The 18,198-nt window shown below is 76.5% G+C and carries 11 protein-coding genes and 2 pseudogenes; 10 read left to right on the top strand and 3 right to left on the bottom strand.

What is annotated here, in order from left to right:
• Positions 1–824: 824 nt before the first annotated feature.
• Positions 825–2,225, bottom strand: a pseudogene (locus tag ABZ444_RS24200) (BTAD domain-containing putative transcriptional regulator); the annotation flags it as partial.
• Between the two features lie 125 nt (positions 2,226–2,350).
• Between ABZ444_RS24200 and ABZ444_RS24195 the strand changes: the two are divergent.
• The 10 genes and pseudogenes from ABZ444_RS24195 to ABZ444_RS24150 form a co-directional block, all read left to right on the top strand.
• A pseudogene (locus tag ABZ444_RS24195) lies at positions 2,351–2,611 on the top strand (alkene reductase); the annotation flags it as partial.
• 22 nt (positions 2,612–2,633) lie between these two features.
• Positions 2,634–2,975, top strand: coding sequence for a hypothetical protein (locus ABZ444_RS24190; protein ID WP_358001045.1), 342 nt, complete (start codon positions 2,634–2,636; stop codon positions 2,973–2,975).
• A gap of 219 nt (positions 2,976–3,194) precedes the next feature.
• Positions 3,195–3,950 (top strand): 2,3-dihydro-2,3-dihydroxybenzoate dehydrogenase, encoded by a 756-nt coding sequence (locus tag ABZ444_RS24185; RefSeq protein ID WP_357982232.1) that lies wholly within the window; start codon positions 3,195–3,197, stop codon positions 3,948–3,950.
• A 90-nt stretch (positions 3,951–4,040) separates the two neighbouring features.
• Positions 4,041–5,135, top strand: a complete 1,095-nt coding sequence (locus ABZ444_RS24180; protein ID WP_358000845.1) for an isochorismate synthase — start codon at positions 4,041–4,043, stop codon at positions 5,133–5,135.
• Between the two features lie 68 nt (positions 5,136–5,203).
• Positions 5,204–6,745, top strand: coding sequence for an AMP-binding protein (locus tag ABZ444_RS24175; protein WP_358000841.1), 1,542 nt, complete (start codon positions 5,204–5,206; stop codon positions 6,743–6,745).
• 1 nt (position 6,746) lies between these two features.
• Positions 6,747–7,394: an isochorismatase family protein gene (locus ABZ444_RS24170; RefSeq protein ID WP_352329906.1), complete on the top strand. Its 648-nt coding sequence runs from the start codon at positions 6,747–6,749 to the stop codon at positions 7,392–7,394.
• A complete protein-coding gene (locus ABZ444_RS24165) occupies positions 7,387–7,605 on the top strand; it encodes a phosphopantetheine-binding protein (RefSeq protein ID WP_358000838.1) in 219 nt (72 codons plus the stop codon). The genes ABZ444_RS24170 and ABZ444_RS24165 overlap by 8 nt, the downstream gene beginning before the upstream one ends.
• Positions 7,602–14,480, top strand: coding sequence for an amino acid adenylation domain-containing protein (locus ABZ444_RS24160; RefSeq protein ID WP_358000835.1), 6,879 nt, complete (start codon positions 7,602–7,604; stop codon positions 14,478–14,480). Before ABZ444_RS24165 ends, ABZ444_RS24160 begins: the two co-directional genes overlap by 4 nt.
• Positions 14,477–14,671 carry an MbtH family protein gene (locus tag ABZ444_RS24155; protein ID WP_357982212.1) on the top strand — a complete coding sequence of 65 codons (195 nt, stop codon included), beginning with the start codon at positions 14,477–14,479 and terminating at the stop codon, positions 14,669–14,671. The genes ABZ444_RS24160 and ABZ444_RS24155 overlap by 4 nt, the downstream gene beginning before the upstream one ends.
• Positions 14,668–16,005: an MFS transporter gene (locus ABZ444_RS24150; protein ID WP_358000832.1), complete on the top strand. Its 1,338-nt coding sequence runs from the start codon at positions 14,668–14,670 to the stop codon at positions 16,003–16,005. Before ABZ444_RS24155 ends, ABZ444_RS24150 begins: the two co-directional genes overlap by 4 nt.
• Here ABZ444_RS24150 and ABZ444_RS24145 read toward each other — a convergent pair.
• Together ABZ444_RS24145 and fes are read right to left on the bottom strand one after the other, a co-directional pair.
• Positions 15,995–17,110, bottom strand: a complete 1,116-nt coding sequence (locus tag ABZ444_RS24145; RefSeq protein ID WP_358000829.1) for an amidohydrolase — start codon at positions 17,108–17,110, stop codon at positions 15,995–15,997. The genes ABZ444_RS24150 and ABZ444_RS24145 overlap by 11 nt on opposite strands.
• Positions 17,107–18,198, bottom strand: a complete 1,092-nt coding sequence (fes, locus tag ABZ444_RS24140) for an enterochelin esterase (RefSeq protein WP_358000826.1) — start codon at positions 18,196–18,198, stop codon at positions 17,107–17,109. Before fes ends, ABZ444_RS24145 begins: the two co-directional genes overlap by 4 nt.

Raw genomic sequence — 18,198 nt, 5'->3', positions numbered from 1 at the left:
GCGGAAGAGCTGCGCGGCGCGCCGGGCGTCCCGGTCGGCCCCGGCCAGGTCGTCGCGGAGCATCGCGTGCATGGCGCGCAGGGCGAGCGTGGCGGCGGCGGTCCACCGGTCGCCTCGGGGGCCAGGGCGCACACCCGCGCCAGGCTGCGGCGGCCCTCGTGCAGCCGGCCGCGCAGCAGCCACCACCACGACAGGGCGGCGGCCAGGCGCCCGGCCAGGGCGGCGTCGCCGGTCTCGACCGCCTCCTCCAGCGCCGCGCGCAGGTTGGCGGCCTCGGCGTCGAGCCGGGCCAGCCACTCCCGCTGCCCGGGGCCGCGCAGTTCGGGCTCGGCGCGCTCGGCCAGGTCCGTGTAGTGGCGCAGGTGCCGGCCGCGCGCCTCGCCGAGGTCGTCGGCCTCGCTCAGACGTTCGGTGGCGTACGCGGCGACCGACTCCAGCAACCCGTACCGGGGGCCCGCGGGGCCGTCGGTCATCACGGCGAGCGAGCGGTCGACCAGCCTGGTCACCAGGTCGAGGACCTCCTCGGCGGCCACGCCGTCACCCGGGCACACCGCCTCGGCGGCCTCCAGCGTGCAGCCGTCGCGGTGGACGGCCAGGCGGCGCAGCACGACGCGTTCGGGCGTGCTGAGCAGCTCCCAGCTCCAGTCGATCACCGCGCGCAGCGTCCGCTGCCGCTCGGGCGCGCCGCGGCGTCCGCGCGTGAGCAGCGCGAACCTGTCCTCCAGCCGCACCGCCAGCTCCCGCACGCCGAGCCCACGGACCCGGGTCGCGGCCAGTTCGAGCGCGAGCGGCGGGCCGTCGAGGCGGCGGCAGAGGCCGGCCACCAGCTCGCGGGTCTCGTCGTCGGGGGAGAAGCCGGGCGCGGACGCGGCGGCGCGCTCGACGAACAGCCGGACCGCGTCGGCCTGCCGCAGCGGCTCGACCAGGAACACCCGCTCACCGGCCAGGTCGAGCGGCTCGCGGCTGGTGGCCAGGATCCGCAGCCGGGGCGCGGCGGCCAGCAGCCCGGCGGCCAGGTCGGCGGCGGCCTCGACGACGTGCTCGCAGTTGTCCAGCACCAGCAGGATCTCGCGCTCCCGCAGGGCGGCGGCCAGCCGCGCCCCGGGCGTCCCGGCCGCCGGGCCCGCGCCGAACGCGGGGGCGTCGTCGCGGACGTCGAGGACGGCGGCGACGTGCTGCGCCAGGTCGCCGGCGGCGCCGCGCCACCCGGCCAGCTCCACCAGCCACACCCCGTCGCCGGTCGTGCGGACGGCCCGGCGGGCGGCCTCCAGCGCCAGGCGCGTCTTGCCCACCCCGCCGGGGCCGGTCAGCGTCACCAGCCGGACGTCGCCGAGCAGCCGGCCCACCTCGGCGACCGCCGCGTCGCGTCCCACGAGATCGCCGAGCGGCGCGGGCAGGTTCGTCCGCGCCTGCCGGCCGGGCTCCACCGCGGCGGCGACCGCGCGAACGGGCTCCTCGGCGGCGGCGGCCGGGACGCTCGCGGCGGCGGGGAGGAGGGCGGGGTCCTGGCGGAGGATGGCCTCGAACAGGGCGGTCAGGGCGGGGGACGGGTCGACGCCCAGCTCGTCGGCGAGCCGGTCGCGCAGGTCGCCGTAGGAGGCGATGGCCTCGCTCTGGCGCCCCGCCACGTACAGGGCGCGGAGCTGGACGGCGCGCAGCCGCTCCCGCAGCGGATGGCGGGCCACCAGCCCCGCCAGCTCGCCGGCCAGCAGCAGGTGGTCGCCCGCCGCCAGCCGCGCCTCCGCCTGCTCCTCCAGCACGGACAGGCGCTGCTCGGCCAGCCGCCGCGCCGCGACCCGGGCGAACTCCTCGTCGGCGACGTCCGCGAACGCGGGCCCGCGCCACAGCCCGAGCGCCTCGGTCAGCAGCGCGGCGCGCTCGCGCGGGTCGCCGGCCGGGCGGGCCAGGGTGACCAGGGACCGGAACCGCGCCGCGTCCACCTCGTCGGACGCCTCCAGCCGCAGCCGGTACCCGGCCGCCTGGTACGGCACCCGGTCGCGCCCCAGAGCCGCGCGCAGCCGCGACACCTTGGCCTGCAACGCGTTGCCGGCCCGGCCCGGCGGCTCGTCGCCCCACAGGTCGTCGATGAGCCGGTCGGCCGACACCGGCCGCCCCTCGTGGACGAGCAGGTCGGCGAGCAGGGCCCGGACCTTGCTCTCGAGGATCTTGACGGGACTCCCCTCGTCGTCCCACACGGCGAGCGGGCCGAGTACTGCGAACCGCATGGGAGAACCGTACACACGCGCCGGAGGAGGACCGTCAGCAGACCGTCAGGATCCCCGCAGCGCCCGGATGCAGAGTTCGGTCACGGATCACGGCGATCCACCTCGCACAGATCGGAAGCACTGACATGTCCGGCACGTCACCCCTGTTCCAGCCCACGACGCTCGGCTCGCTGAGCCTGCCCAACCGCCTGGTGATGGCGCCGATGACGCGCAACCGCGCCGCCGCCGACGGCACGCCCACCGACCTCATGGCCGAGTACTACGCCCAGCGGTCGGCCGCCGGGCTGATCATCGCCGAGGCCACCACGCCCAACGCCGTCGGCCAGACCTACCCGAACATCCCCGCCCTGCACCTGCCCAGGCACGTGGCCGGCTGGCGGCGGGTCACCGAGGCGGTCGCCGAGGCCGGTGGCCGGATGTTCGTGCAGCTGCAGCACGGCGGCCGGATCGGCCACCCGGCCGCTCTACCGGCGGCTGCGCGCCGCCTGGCCGGGCGCCCTGATCGCCAACCCGGCCCAGCCCTGGCCGGGCCCGCTGCCCGCCGACGGCGGCCGGCGCGAGGCGGAACGGCTGCTCGACGCGGGCGCCGACCTGGTGTCGCTGGGACGGGCCTTCCTGGCCAACCCCGACCTGCCCGACAGGCTCGCCGCCGGCGCCCCGCTCAACCCCGTCCGCATCGAGCACTGGTACGGCGGCGACCACACCGGCTACACCGACTACCCGATACTGCGCCAGCCCGCACTGGCCTGAAACCACCTTCTCGTACCGGCGGCGTGTGCCGCGGCTCCCAGCCGTGGCCACGCCGCCTTTTGGCCTCTCCGACCTGCGGTGACATCCCCGATCTCGCTCCTCACGCGGCCTTTGGGACGGCCGTCGCCGGGTCCGGAAGGCGGTCTTGACAGACGCTCTCTTTACGGTCAAATTAGGCAAGGCTTACCTAACTAAAGCATTCGGGGAGGACGTGCCGCAATGGACGGGATCGACGGCGGGATCGCCTTGGTGACCGGCGCGGCCCGCGGCATCGGGGCGGCCGTCTGCGCCGCCCTGGCCGGGGCCGGGGCCGTGGTCGCCGCTGCCGACCTGCGACCGGTGACCGGCGGCGACGGGCGGCCGTACCGCGTGGACGTGCGCGACCCCCACGACGTCGAGCGGGTCGTCGCGGCGGTCGAGCGGGACCTCGGCCCGATCGCGATCCTCGTCAACACCGCCGGCGTGCTGCTGCCCGGCGAGGTGGACGACACCGGCGACGACCACTGGAGGCAGAGCTTCGCCGTCAACGCCGACGGCGTCTTCCACGTCTCCCGCGCCGTCGCCCGCCGCATGACGCCGCGACGGCGGGGCGTGATCGTCACCGTCGGCTCCAACGCGGCCGGCGTGCCGCGCGTCGGCATGGCCGCCTACGCGGCCTCCAAGGCGGCGGCCCGGATGTTCACCCGCTGCCTCGGCCTGGAGGTCGCCAGGCACGGCATCAGGTGCAACGTCGTCTCGCCCGGCTCGACCGACACCGCCATGCTGCGCGCCCTGTGGGACGGCGCCGACCCCGACGAGGCGCTGTCGGCCACCCTGCACGGCGACCCGGCCGCCTTCCGCGTCGGCATCCCGCTCGGCCGGGTGGCCGACCCGGCCGACGTGGCCGACGCGGTGCTGTTCCTCTGCTCGGAACGGGCCAGGCACATCACCATGCACGACCTCCTCGTGGACGGCGGCGCCACCCTCCGCGCCTGACCCGGCCGTACCGCCCCTGAGCCCACCCCCTACGAGCCCGGACCCCGCATCGGGGCGAACCAGATCGGACCGATCGAGATTGGACCTCCATTGCATCTGCTGACAACCGCGGCGGATCCGCTCGCGGGCTACGACCGCGCGGAGTCGGTGCTGTTCGCCTCCGCCCGCGGCACGCTGCTCACCCGCGGGGTGCGCGGCGTCGCCGCCGGCGACCTGGCCACGCTGGCCGGCAGGGTGGACGGCCCGGCAGCCGGGGCCATCGGCTTCGACGGCGCGGCCCACCTGATCCTGCCCGAGTCCGAGACCTGGTCGCCGCCGCTGCCGCCGGGCGCCGCCCCCCTGGTCAGCGGCGGCTGGTGGAGCAGGCGGGTGCCCGAGCCGGCCGCGTACGCCGCCGCGGTGCGCAGGGCGCTGGCCGAGCTGGAGCGCGGCGGCCTGGCCAAGGTGGTGCTCGCCAGGACCGTGGAGCTGCGCTCGGACGAGCCGATCGACCTGCCGGGGCTGCTGCGTCCGCTGCTCGGGCACGGCTACTCCTTCGCCGCGCCGCTGCCGGGCGGCCGCACGCTCACCGGCGCCAGCCCCGAGCTGCTGGTCTCCCGCCACGGGCGCGCGGTGGTCAGCAACCCGCTGGCCGGCTCGGCGGCCCGCTGCGCCGACCCCGCCGAGGACCGGCGCAGGGCCGCCGCGCTGGCCGCCTCCGCCAAGGACCTGCGCGAGCACCGGCTGGTCGTGGAGGCCGTCGCCGACGCGCTCGCGCCGTACTGCGCGGGCCTGCAGGTGCCCGTCACGCCCGAGCTGACCTCCACCGAGACCATGTGGCACCTGTCCACCCGCGTCACCGGCACGCTGCGCGACCCCGACACCCGCGTGCTCGCGCTGGCCGCCGCCCTGCATCCGACGCCCGCCGTCTGCGGCACGCCCGAGTCGTGGGCGCGGCGGATGATCGAGGAGCTGGAGCCGTTCGACCGCGGCTTCTACGCCGGGCTGGCCGGCTGGACCGACGCCGCCGGCGACGGCGAGTGGGCCGTGGCCATCCGCTGCGCCGAGGTGGCCGAGCACACCCTGCGCCTGTACGCCGGCGCCGGCATCGTCACCGGCTCCGACCCCGAGGCCGAGCTGGCCGAGACCGCCGCCAAGTTCCGCACCATGCTGCGCGCCCTGGGGGTCTCCGATGCCCTGGCCTGACCACCCCAGACAGGCCGGAAGACGGCCGCGCGCCCCCTTCCACCCGCCGCGGTCCCGGGAGGTGCGGCGTGCACTGGTCTGAGGAGGAGGCCGCGCGGTACCGGGCGGCCGGTTACTGGCGGGGCGAGACGTTCGGCGGCCTGCTGCGCGACCTGGCCGCCGCGTACGGCCCCCGCCCCGCCCTGATCTCGCCCACCTCCCGCTGGACCTTCCGCGACCTGGACGAGCGCGCCGACCGCCTGGCCGCCGGGCTGCGCGCGAGCGGCATCGGCCGCGGCGACCGCGTCGTGGTCCAGCTCCCCAACGTGCCCGAGTTCCACCAGGTGTGCTTCGCGCTGTTCCGGATCGGCGCCTGGCCGGTGTTCGCGCTGCCCGCCCACCGCTCGGCCGAGATCTCCTACTTCTGCTCCTTCACCGAGGCCGCCGCCTACATCTGCCCCGACGACGAGCACCGGGCCTTCGCCCCCGGCACACCCGCCCACGTCCTCGGCGAGCTCCCCGAGGCCGACCCGGACGAGGACGGTCCGGACGAAGGCGACCCGAACGAGAGCGGCCCGCACCGCCCCGCGCCCGGCGACGTCGCGTTCCTGCAGCTGTCCGGCGGCAGCACCGGCCTGCCCAAGCTCATCCCGCGCACCCACGACGACTACATCTACAGCTTCCGCGCCAGCGCGGAGATCTGCGCGCTGCGGCCGGACAGCGTCTACCTGTGCGCGCTGCCCGCCGCGCACAACTTCCCGATGAGCTCGCCCGGCGTGTTCGGGGCGCTGAGCGCCGGGGCCGCGTCCGTGCTGGCCCCCGACCCCAGCCCCGGCACCTGCTTCCCGCTCGTCGAGCGCGAGCGCGTCACGATCGCGGCCCTCGTCCCGCCGCTCGCCCTGGTCTGGCTGGACGCCGCCGCCGGCACCGGCCACGACCTGTCCAGCCTGGAGGTGCTCCAGGTCGGCGGCGCCAAGTTCAGCCGGGAGGCGGCCAAGCGGGTGCGGCCCGAGCTCGGCTGCACGCTCCAGCAGGTGTTCGGCATGGCCGAGGGCCTGGTCAACTACACCCGCCTGGACGACGACGAGGAGACCATCGTCGCCACCCAGGGACGTCCCATCTCGCCCGACGACGAGATCCGCGTCCTGGACGACGACGGCCGCGACAGCGACCACGGCCACCTGCTGACCCGCGGCCCGTACACCATCCGCGGCTACTGGCGGGCCGAGGAGCACAACAGGACCGCCTTCACCGACGACGGCTTCTACCGCACCGGCGACATCGTCCGGCGCACCCCCACCGGCCACCTGGTCGTCGAGGGACGCGCCAAGGACCAGATCAACCGGGGCGGCGAGAAGATCGCGGGCGAGGAGGTCGAGAACCACCTGCTGGCCCACCCGGCGGTCCACGACGCCAGCGTGGTCGCCGTGCCCGACCCCTACCTGGGGGAGCGGGCCTGCGCCTACCTCATCTGCCACGGCGACCCGCCCGGCAGGGCCGAGCTGCGCGCGTTCCTGCGCGGGCGCGGCATCGCCGCCTTCAAGATCCCTGACCGGTTCGAGTTCGTCGACGCCTTCCCGCAGACCGCGGTCGGCAAGGTCAGCAAGCGCCACCTCCGCGAAAGGACATGACATGCCGATCCCCAGGATCGAACCGTACGCCATGCCGTCCGAGCTCCCGGCCAACCGGGTGGACTGGCGGCCCGACCCGCGCCGGGCCGTGCTGCTCGTGCACGACATGCAGAACTACTTCCTGCGCGCCTTCACCCCCGGCCGCTCGCCGATGGTCGAGCTGATGGCCAACGTGCTGGCGCTGCGCGAGCGGTGCGCCGAGCTGGGCGTGCCCGTCGTCTACTCCGCTCAGCCCGGCGCCCAGAGCGCCGAGCAGCGCGGCCTGCTGCTGGACTTCTGGGGCACCGGCATCGGCGCCGACCCGCGCGAGGCCGCGATCGCCGACGAGCTGACGCCCGGCGACGGCGACGTGCTGCTCACCAAGTGGCGCTACAGCGCCTACCAGCGCACCGGGCTCGCCGAGCTGATGGCCGGGCAGGGCCGCGACCAGCTCGTCATCTGCGGCGTGTACGCCCACATCGGCGTGCTGATGACCGCCTGCGAGGCGTTCATGCGGGACGTGCAGGCGTTCGTGGTCGCCGACGCCGTCGCCGACTTCTCCCGGCAGCACCACGAGATGGCCCTCACCTACGCCGCCGAGCGGTGTGCCGTCACCACCACGACCACGCGCGTCAGCCGCGCCCTGTCGGGGGCGGTGGCCGGTGTCTGAGACCGAGGAGCGCCTGCGCGCCCAGATCGCCGGCCTGCTGTACGTCGAGCCCGCCGAGCTCGGCCTGCACGACGACCTGCTGGACGCCGGCCTGGACTCCATCAGGGTGATGACGCTCATCGAGGCGTGGAAGCGGGAGGGCCGCGACCTCGGCTTCCCCGACCTCGTGGACCGGCCCACCATCGCGGCCTGGGCGGAGCTGCTCGCGTGACCCTGCAGACCATGCCGCTCACGGGCGCCCAGGCCGGGATCTGGCTCGCCCAGCGCCTGGACCCCGCCAACCCCATCTACAACGCCGCGGACCGCATCGACCTGCGCGGCCCGCTCGACCCCGCCCTCTTCGCGCGGGCGCTGGAACGCTGCCTGGCCGAGGCCGAGCCGCTGCGCCTGCGCTTCACCGCCGAACCCGCCCAGTACCTGCCCGACTACGACTCGCTGCGCGGCTGCCTGACCGTGCTGGACCTGCGCGGCGAGCCCGATCCGGCGGCCGCGGCGGACGCCTGGATGCGGGCCGACCTGGCCACACCTGTGGACGTCGTCACCGGCCCCCTGTCGCGGCACGCGCTGCTGCGCCTGGCCGCCGACCACCACGTCTGGTACCTGCGGGCCCACCACATCCTCATCGACGCCTACGCCCTGTCGATGCTGGTCGGCCGGACCGCCGACATCTACACGGCGCTGGCCGACGGGCTGGCGCCCGGGGCGGGGCCGTTCGGGTCGATGGCGGCGGTGCTGGCCGAGGAGGAGGCGTACCTGGCCTCGGAACGGCGGGGCCGCGACCGGGCGTACTGGCTGGAGCAGCTGGCCGGCGCCCCGGAACCCGCCGGGCTCGCCGGGACCCCCGCGCTGTCGGCCCGCGAGGTCGTCCGGCGGCGCGCCCCCCTGCCGCCCCTGCCCCGGTGGGACGACCTCGCCCGCGCCGCCCGCGCCACCTGGGCCGACGTCGCCACCGCCGGCCTGGCCTGCTACGTGGGACGGCTCACCGGCGGCACCGACGTGCTGGTCGGGCTGCCGCTGATGAACCGCACGGGGGCCGCCGTACGCGTGCCGTGCCTGACGGTCAACGTGCTGCCGGTCCGGCTCGACGTACGGCCCGGCCGCACGGTCGGCGAGCTGGTCGGCCAGGCCGCCCGCCGGATCGCCGAGGCCCGCCGCCACGGCCGCTACCGCATCGAGGACCTGCGCCGCGACCTGGGCCTCGGCGGCACGTCGCGGGCCCTGTTCGGCCCGCTGCTCAACATCAAGCCGTTCCCGGCGGAGACGAAGTTCGGCAACGCGACCGGCACCGTCACCAACCTGGCCGCCGGCCCGGTGGACGACCTGGCCGTGGCCCTCCTGCCCGACGGCGACCGCCTCACCCTGGAACTCGACGGCAACGCCGCCCGCTACGACCCGGCCGCCCTGGCCGCCCACACCCGGCGCCTGGCCGGTTTCCTCACCACCCTGACCGGCGCCTCCCCGGACACCCCGCTCGGCCGCCTCCCCCTCCTCACCGGCGAGGACCGCGCGGCCCTTCCCGCCGGGGCCGCGCCGCGGACCGGCCGCGCCGGGCGGACCGCCGGGCGGACCGCCGGGCGGACCGCCGGGCGCACAGTGGTGGACGCCTTCCTGGAACGGGTCCGGCTGACGCCCGCCGAGACGGCCCTGGTGTGCGACGGCGACAGGCTCACCTACGAGGAGCTGGGCGCGCGGGTGGACCGGCTGGCCCGGCGGCTGGCCGCCGGCGGCGCGGGCCCGGAGCGGGTCGTGGCCGTCGTCCTGCCGCGCTCGGCCGACCTGGTGGTGGCGCTGCTGGCGGTGCTGCGGAGCGGCGCCGCCTTCCTGCCGGTCGACCCCTCCTACCCGGCGGAGCGGCGCGCCCTCATGCTGGCCGACGCCGGCGCGTCCGTCGTGCTCACCCCCGGCTGGGCCGGGGACGCGCCCGGCACGCCGGACCCGCTGCCCCTCCCCGGGCCGGGCGACGCCGCGTACGTCATCTACACCTCCGGCTCCACTGGCCGGCCCAAGGGCGTCGTGGGCACCCACGGCGGGCTCGCCGCCCTCCTGGACTCCCACCGCGAGCGCCTGTTCCCGGACGGCGGGAGGCTGCGCGTCGCGCACACCGCGTCGTTCTCGTTCGACGCCTCGCTGGACCCGCTGCTGTGGATGATCGGCGGCCACGAGCTGCACCTGCTCGGCGACGACCACTACCGCGACCCCGAGGCCCTGACCTCCTACGTCCGCGAGCACGGCGTCGACTACCTGGACCTGACCCCCTCCCATCTGAAGGAGCTGCCCGGCCTGCTGGCCGAGCCGCCGCGCGTCGTCGTGGTCGGCGGCGAGGCCGTGCCCGGCCCGCTGTGGCGGACGCTGCGCGAGCGTACGTTCGCCGTCAACCACTACGGCCCCACCGAGGCCACCGTCGACGCCTACACCTGGCTCGGCGACGGCTCGGAAGGGCCCACCGCGGGCTCGTCGGCGCACGTGCTCGACGACGCGCTGCAACCGGCGCCGCCGGGCGCCGCGGGCGAGCTGTACCTGGCGGGGGAGGGGCTGGCCCGCGGCTACCTGGGGCGTCCCGACCTGACGGCCGAGCGGTTCGTCGCCGGTCCCGGCGGGTCGCGGCTGTACCGGACGGGCGACCGCGCCCGCTGGGCCGCCCCCGGACGGCTGGAGCTGCTGGGCCGGGCCGACGACCAGGTGAAGGTGCGCGGCGTGCGGATCGAGCCGGCCGAGGTCGAGGCGGTGCTGGAGGAGCACCCGTCGGTGGCCGCGGCCGCGGTCGCCGCCCACGCCGGCCGCCTGATCGCCTACGTCGTCCCCACCCCTGCCGGTGAGGACGTCTCGACGGGCGTGGAGCTGCTGCGATTCGCCGCCGCGCGGCTGCCCGCCGGGATGACGCCCGCCCAGGTCGTCACCCTGGAGGCGCTGCCGCGCACGCCCAACGGCAAGCTCGACCGGGCCGCGCTCCCCGCCCCCGAGGCCAGGACCGCCACCGGCCGCGGGCCCGCGAACGCCGCCGAGGAGACCATGTGCGCCCTGTTCGCCGAGGTGCTGAACCTGCCGGCGGCGGGCCCCGAGGACGGCTTCTTCGACCTGGGCGGCCACTCGCTGCTGGCCGCCCGCCTCACCGTGCGGATCAGGGAGACCTTCGGCGCCGCCGTGCCGATCAGGGCCGTGTTCGACGCCCCCACCCCGGCCGGGCTCGCGGCCCGGCTCGGCGTCACCGCCGCCCCCCGGCCGCCCCTGGTCCGGTCCCCGCGGACCGGGCCGGCGGCGATGCGGCCCGACCCCGTGCCGCTGTCGTCCGCGCAGGCCAGGCTCTGGTTCCTGTACCGGATGGAGGGCCCCGACCCGACGTACAACATCCCGCTGGCGCTCCGGCTCGGCGGCGACGTGGACCGCGCCGCGCTGCGGGCCGCGCTCGACGACGTCGTGGCCCGGCACGAGATCCTGCGCACGGTCTTCCCCGAACACGACGGCGTCCCCTGCCAGCGGATCCTGGACCGGTACAGCGTCCCGATGCCCGTCTGGCAGCCGGACGAGCCCGCCGCGGCCATGCGGCGGATCGCCCGCCGCGGCTTCGACCTGGCCGCCGAGCCGCCCTTCCGCGCCCACCTGCTGCGGCTCGGCCGCGACGAGCACGTGCTGATGCTCGTCCTGCACCACATCGCGGGCGACGGCTGGTCGGCGGGGCCGCTGGTCGGGGACCTGCGGGCGGCCTACGAGGCCCGCCGGAGCGGACGGGCGCCGGCGTTCGGGCCACCGCCCGTCCAGTACGCCGACCACACCCTGTGGCAGCGCGACCTGCCACTGACCGGGCTGGAACACTGGCGGGCCACGCTCGACGGCCTGCCGGACCGGCTCGAACTGCCCTTCGACCGGCCACGGCCCGCCGTGCTGGGCGGCGCGGGCGGCACGGTCCCCGTGGCGTTCCCGCCCGCCCTCATGGCCGAGGTCGAGGCGCTCGCCCGCCGCGCCCGCGCCAGCGTCTTCATGGTGCTGCACGCCGCCCTGGCCGCCCTGCTCACCCGGCTCGGCGCGGGCACCGACATCCCGATCGGCACGCCCGTCGCCGGCCGCGGCGACAGCGCCCTGGACGGCAGCGTCGGCTTCTACGTCAACACCCTCGTGCTGCGCGCCGACACCTCGGGCGACCCGTCGTTCGCCGAGCTGCTGGACCGGGTCAAGGCCGCCGACCTGGCCGCGTTCGACCACGCCGGGCTGCCCTTCGACCGGCTCGTCGAGGCGCTCAACCCGCCCAGGTCGCGCGACCGGCACCCGCTGTTCCAGGTCATGCTCGTCTACCAGGACGCCGCCGAACCGCCCGGCGTCGAGGTCGTCCACACCGGGACGGCGAAGTTCGACCTCACCCTGAACGTCGGCCCGTCCGGCGCCGGCTTCCTGGAGTACAACCGCGACCTGTTCGACCGGGCCACCGCCCGCGCGCTCGCCGGCCGGCTGACCCGCCTGCTGGAACAGGCCGTGGCCGACCCGGACCGGCCACTCGGCGCGCACGACCTGCTCGACGCCGCCGAACGCCGCACCTTGATCGAGGAGTGGAACGGCGACCTGGTCAGCGAGCCCGGCGGCACCCTGCCCGGCCTGTTCGAGGCCCAGGCCCGCCGCGCCCCGGACGCCGTCGCCGTGGACACGTGGACGTACGCCGAGCTGAACGCGCGCGCCAACCGGCTGGCGCACAAGCTCATCGCCCACGGCGCCCGGCCCGGTGCCGTCGTCGCGTTGTCGCTGCCCCGCTCGCCCGACCTGGTGGCGGCGCTGCTCGCGGTGGTCAAGACGGGCGCGGCCTACCTGCCGCTCGACCCGTCCCACCCGGCCGCCAGGACCGACTACATGATCGCCGACGCCGGGCCGGTGTGCGTCGTGGACGCGTCCTGGCTGGGCGACCTCGGCGACTGGCTGGACCACGACCCGGAGCGCGACCTGCGTCCGGGCGACGCCGCGTACGTCATCTACACCTCCGGCTCCACCGGGCGGCCCAAGGGCGTGGTCGTCACCCACCACAACGTCGTCCGGCTGCTGTCGGCCACCGACGCGTGGTTCGGGTTCGGCCCCGGCGACGTCTGGACGCTGTTCCACTCCTACGCCTTCGACTTCTCGGTGTGGGAGCTGTGGGGCGCCCTGCTGTACGGCGGCCGCCTGGTCGTGGTGCCGTACGAGACCAGCCGGTCCCCGGGCGACCTGCTCGCCCTGCTGGAACGCGAGCGCGTCACCGTGCTCAACCAGACGCCGTCGGCGTTCTACCAGCTCATCGCCGCCGACGACGGCCGCGACCTGGCCCTGCGGTACGTCATCTTCGGCGGCGAGGCGCTGGAGCCGGCCCGGCTGGCGCCCTGGCGGGCCCGCCGCCCGGACCTGCCGCGCCTGGTCAACATGTACGGCATCACCGAGACGACCGTGCACGTCACCCACCACGTGCTGCCGCCCGCCGAGCAGCACGGCAGCCCCATCGGGCGCGGCATCCCCGACCTGCGGGTCTACGTCCTGGACGACCGCCTGCGGCCGGTGCCTCCCGGTGTGGTCGGCGAGATGTACGTCGCCGGGGACGGCCCCGCCCGCGGCTACCTCGGCCGGCCCGGCCTGACCGCCGAACGGTTCGTCGCCGACCCCTTCGGACGGCCCGGCACCCGCATGTACCGCTCCGGCGACCTGGCCAGATGGCGCGCCGACGGCACGCTCGACTACGCGGGCCGCGCCGACCAGCAGGTCAAGGTGCGCGGCTTCCGCATCGAGCCGGGCGAGGTCGAGGCGGCCCTGCTGCGGCACCCGTCGGTCGCCCAGGCCGCCGTGATCGTCCGCGAGGACCGGCCCGGCGACCAGCGCCTCACCGCCTACGTCGTCCCGCCCGCCGGGGCCGCCCCGGACGGGGACGACGACGCGGGGGAGGTGCGGGCATTCGTGGCGCGGGCGCTGCCCGGCTACATGGTGCCGGCCGCCGTCGTCCGGGTGCCCGCGCTGCCGCTCACCGTGAACGGCAAGCTCGACCGCGCCGCCCTGCCCGCCCCCGAGGCGCCCATCCGCGGCGGCCGGCTGCCGGACGGGCCGCGCGAGGAGGCGATGTGCGCGCTGTTCGCCGAGGTGCTCGGCCTGCCCCGGGTCGGCGTGGACGACGGCTTCTTCGACCTCGGCGGCCACTCGCTGCTCGCGGTCCGGCTGGTCGCCAGGGTCAAGGAGGTGTTCGGCGCCGAGGTGTCCATCGGCGCGCTGTTCGAGGCGCCGACCGCCGCCGCGCTCACCGCCCTGGCCGAGGGCGGCGCGCGCACCGACCCGCTGCGGATGCTGCTGCCGCTGCGCGAGTCCGGCTCCCGGCCACCGCTGTTCTGCGTGCACCCGGCGGGCGGGCTGAGCTGGTGCTACGGCGGCCTCATCCGGCACGTGCCGGACCGCCCGATCTACGGGCTGCAGGCCCGCCGCGACCACCTGCCCACCTCGCTGCGCCGCCTGGCCGCCGACTACGTGGCCCAGCTCAGGCTGGTGCGCCCGCGCGGGCCGTACCACCTGCTGGGCTGGTCCACCGGCGGGATCATCGCCCAGGAGATGGCGGTGCAGCTCCGGCTGGCCGGGCAGGAGGTCGCGCTGCTGGCCGTCCTGGACGCCTACCCCGCCGAGGGCATGCGCGACCTGCCGCCCTCCGACGCGGCCGAGGCGCTGGAGGCGCTGCTCACGATGGGCGGCTTCGCCCCCGACGCCGCCCTCACGCTGGAGCGGGTGGCGGAGATCCTGCGCCGCGAGTCCAGCCCCCTGGCCGGGCTGCCGGCCGGGACGCTGGCCGAGCTGAAGGACCTCTACCTCAACACCAACCGTCTCGTACGCGCCCTCGACACCCGCCGCTTCGACGGCGACGTGCTGTTCTTCCGCGCCACCGTCGACACGGTGGACGACACCCTGACCGCGGACGCCTGGCGCCCGCACGTCGGCGGCACGATCGAGACGCACGACGTGGCCTGCAGCCACAAGGACATGACACAGCCGGGCCCGATCGCCGAGATCGCCGCGATCGTCGCCGCCCGTCTCGACGACCTCGACCGGCTCGGCGGCCCTGACCCCCTCGGCGCCGCCGCCAAGACCCAGGAGCACACCCCGTGAACCCCTTCGACGACCCGGACGGCCGGTTCCTCGTCCTGGCCAACGACGAGGACCAGCACTCCCTGTGGCCCTCCTTCGCCGACGTCCCCGACGGCTGGTCGGTGCGCTTCGGGCCGGACGGCCGGGCCGCCTGCCTGGCCTACGTCCAGGCGTCCTGGACCGACCTGCGCCCCCGCAGCCTGCGCCGGTGAGGGGCCGCGTACTGGCCGCCTACGTCACGGCGATGTGCGTGAGCGGCCTGGACGCGACGATCGTCAACCCGGCGCTGTTCGCCATCGCGGCCGACCTGGGCGTGCCGCCCGCCGCGGCGAACGCCGTGGAGTCGGCGTTCCTGGCCAGCCTCGCGATCGCCATGCCGGTCGCCGGCTGGCTGTGCGACCGGTACGGCGCGTCCCGCGTCTTCCTGGCCGCGCTCGCCGCGTTCACGGCGGCCTCCGGGCTGTGCGCGCTGTCCTGGGACCTGGGGTCGCTGGTGTGCTTCCGGGTGCTGCAGGGCGCGGCGGGCGGCGTGCTGACGCCCGCCGGGATGGCCATGTTGTTCGCCGCCTACGCCCCCGAGGAGCGCATGCGGCTGTCCCGGCACATCGTGGTGCCGACCGCGCTCGCGCCCGCGCTCGGCCCGGTGCTCGGCGGCCTGCTGGCCGACACGCTCTCGTGGCGCTGGGCGTTCCTGGTCAACCTGCCGCTCGGCGTGGCGGCCCTGCTCGCCGGGTCCGCCGCGCCGCGGCCCGCCCCCGGGACGGGCGGCGGCGGCCGGCTGGACGTGCGCGGCCTGCTGCTCGCCGGCGCCGGCTCCGGCCTGCTGATGTACGGGCTGAACCAGGCCGCCGCCGGCATGTCGCCGCTCGCCTGGGCGGCGTTGCCCGCCGGAGCCGCCCTGGTGGGGGCGCTGGCCAGGTCGGCGCGCGGCACCGAGCTGCCGCTGCTGCACCTGGGGCTGCTGGCCGACCGCGGTTTCCTGCGCGGCGCGGCCACCGCCACCCTGTCGGCCGCCGGCCTGCTCGGCATGTTGTTCGCCTTCCCGGTGATGTACCAGGACGCGCTGGCCGCCACGGCCACCGAGGCCGGCCTCGTGGTCTTCCCCGAGGCGCTGGGGCTCATGGCCGCCGGGTTCCTGGTGGACCGCGCCTGCGCCCGCTGGGGCGAGCGGCGGGTGGTGGCGGCCGGGCTGCTCGGCGGCGCGGCGCTGTTCGCGTTCCTCGCGCTGGCCGAGCCGGGGCCCTGGACGCTGCGGGCCGTCATGTTCGCCGTGGGGCTGGTACTCGGGCAGGCCGTGACGGCGGTGCAGGTGTCGGCGTTCACGGCGGTCGGGCCGCAGGTGATGGGCCGGGCCATGACCCTGTTCCAGTCGCTGCGCATGCTCGGCGGCGGGCTCGGCGTCGGCGTGTGCGCGGCGGCGGCGGCCCTGGCCGGGTACCGTGCCGCGCTGCTGGCCGCGGCGGCGTTCCTGCTGGCGGCGTACGGTGCCGCGGTCCTGCTGCGGCCCGCCGCCGTCGTCGCGCGGGAGGCCGGGACTACCGGGTGAGCGCCAGGTCGGCGGCCGTCAACGCGAGCAGGACGGCCGCCTGCACCAGCGCGCGGTCGGCCGCCGGGGCCGCCGCCGCGGCCGCGAACCCCGGCTCGTGCGGCGCGGCCCCGCCCGCCCCGATGTCCAGCATGGGATGGACGGCCGGCACGACGTGCGACACGTTCCCCATGTCCGTCATCGCGAACGGCTCACGCTCCACCGGCGCCGGACGGCCGAGCGCGGCGGCGTTGGCCGCGTACAGACCGGCCAGCGCGGCGTCGTCGCGGAAGTCCAGGTAATCGGGCTCCGGCCGGGTCAGCCGCAGCTCGCAGCCGGTCGCCGTCGCCGCGCCGCGGAAGCAGGACTCCACCCGCGCCCGCAGCTCCGCCAGGTCCGCCGCGGCGGCGGCCCTGATCTCGTAGGAGGCCGTGGACCTGGCCGGGATGACGTTGGGCGCCTCGCCCGCCGAGGTGACCACGCCGTGCACGCGCAGGTCGCGCGGGAGCTGCTGGCGCAGCAGGCCGATCGCCACCTGGGCCAGCGTCACCGCGTCGGCCGCGTTGCGGCCCTCGTGCGGGGCGAGGGTCGCGTGCGCGGCCCGTCCGGTGTACTCGGCGTCCAGGGTGCCGAGCGCGAACGAGCGGAACCGGACGGTCTCGAACGGCCCGGGATGCACCATCATGGCGGCGTCCACGCCGTCGAACACCCCCGCCTCCAGCAGCAGCGCCTTGCCGCCGCCGCGCTCCTCGGCCGGGGTGCCGACGACCTTCACGGTCAGCCCCAGCTCGTCGGCGAACGGGGCCAGCGCCAGGCCCGCGCCGGTCGAGGCGGCGGCGATGACGTTGTGGCCGCAGGCGTGGCCGAGGCCGGGGAGCGCGTCGTACTCGGCGCAGAAGGCCACGGTCAGCGGGCCGGTGCCGCGGGAGGCGGAGAAGGCCGTCGGCAGGCCGCCCGCGCCCGCCGTCACCGCGAAGCCGCCCTCCTGGAGCAGGCCCGCGGTCCAGGCGGCCGCCCGGTGCTCCTCGAACGCGGTCTCGGGATGGGCGTGGATCCGGTGGCTGAGCGCGACCAGTTCGGGGGCGTGGGCCTCGGCGCGGCGGCGGATCGCGTCCCTGACGTTCACAGCCAGCCCGCCGCGAGGTCGGTGAGGCCGTCGGCCAGGCCGCCGAGCCAGCAGGCCGGGTCGTGGCCGCCGTTGTACTCGGTGTAGCTCACCTCGTACCCCTGGGCGGCGAGGGTGCGGGCGAAGCGGCGGTTCTCCTCCAGCAGCATCCACTCCAGCCGGCCGGCCTCGACGTGGAAGCGCACCGGCAGCCGCGGGACGGCGGCGTACCGGCGGGTCAGCCGTTCCGGATCCTCGTCGGGCCACCAGTACGACCCCGACTGCGACAGGACGTTGCCGAACCGTCCGGGCGCGAGGAGCGCGGCGTAGGAGGCGGTCAGCCCGCCGAGGCTCTGCCCCGCGATCACGGTCAGTCCAGGATCGCTCGTCGCCCGCCACGTGCGCCCGGCCCACGGCAGCAGGTCGTCGGCCAGGTAGCGGACGAACGGCTCGTGGCAGGCCAGCTCCCGCAGCCGGGTCGGCCGGTCCACCGAGTCGGGCATCAGCACGACGAGGGGCGGGAGGCGGCCCTCGTTCACCAGGTTGTCCAGGGTGGCCGCGACGCGCCCGGCCCACACCTCGCCGTCCAGCAGCACCACCACGGGAAGGGGACCGGCGGCGGGGCCGGGCGGCGTGTAGACCCACACCCGCCGCCCGCCCGACCGCGCCTCGCTCACCCGGCCGCGCGGCACGCCCGGCCGGCGCTCCCGGTACGGCTGCGGCGGCGCCTGCGGCAGCTCCAGCAACGAGGAGGGACGCCGGTCCGGCGGTCCGGGCACGGTGAGCGGGTTGCCCGGGTCCGGCACGGCCGTGCGCATGACGTGGAGCCAGGAGTCCCGGTCGGTGCCGGGCAGCCGGTCGCAGGGCAGGATCTGGTAGCCGGCACGCAGATCGGCGTCGAGCTCGTAGGTCAGGTGGAGCAGGTCGCTGCCCGGACGGCGGGTCATGACATGTCTGCTGATGTCGCCTGCGTGCCGGTCGCGGTCGGTCATCGTGTTGATCAGCACGACCGCCTGCTCGCCGCGCGACCTGGGCCGCCAGAGGAACGTCACCTTGCACCGGCCGGGCGTGCCGGCGGGCTCGACGATCGGGGTGGTTGCGGGTGTCAT

The sequence above is a fragment of the Nonomuraea sp. NPDC005730 genome, from assembly GCF_040630865.1.
Classification (GTDB): Bacteria; Actinomycetota; Actinomycetes; order Streptosporangiales; family Streptosporangiaceae; genus Nonomuraea.
The sequence above is the reverse complement of the archived record's forward strand: the minus strand, read 5'-3'. Positions and strand labels throughout refer to the sequence as shown.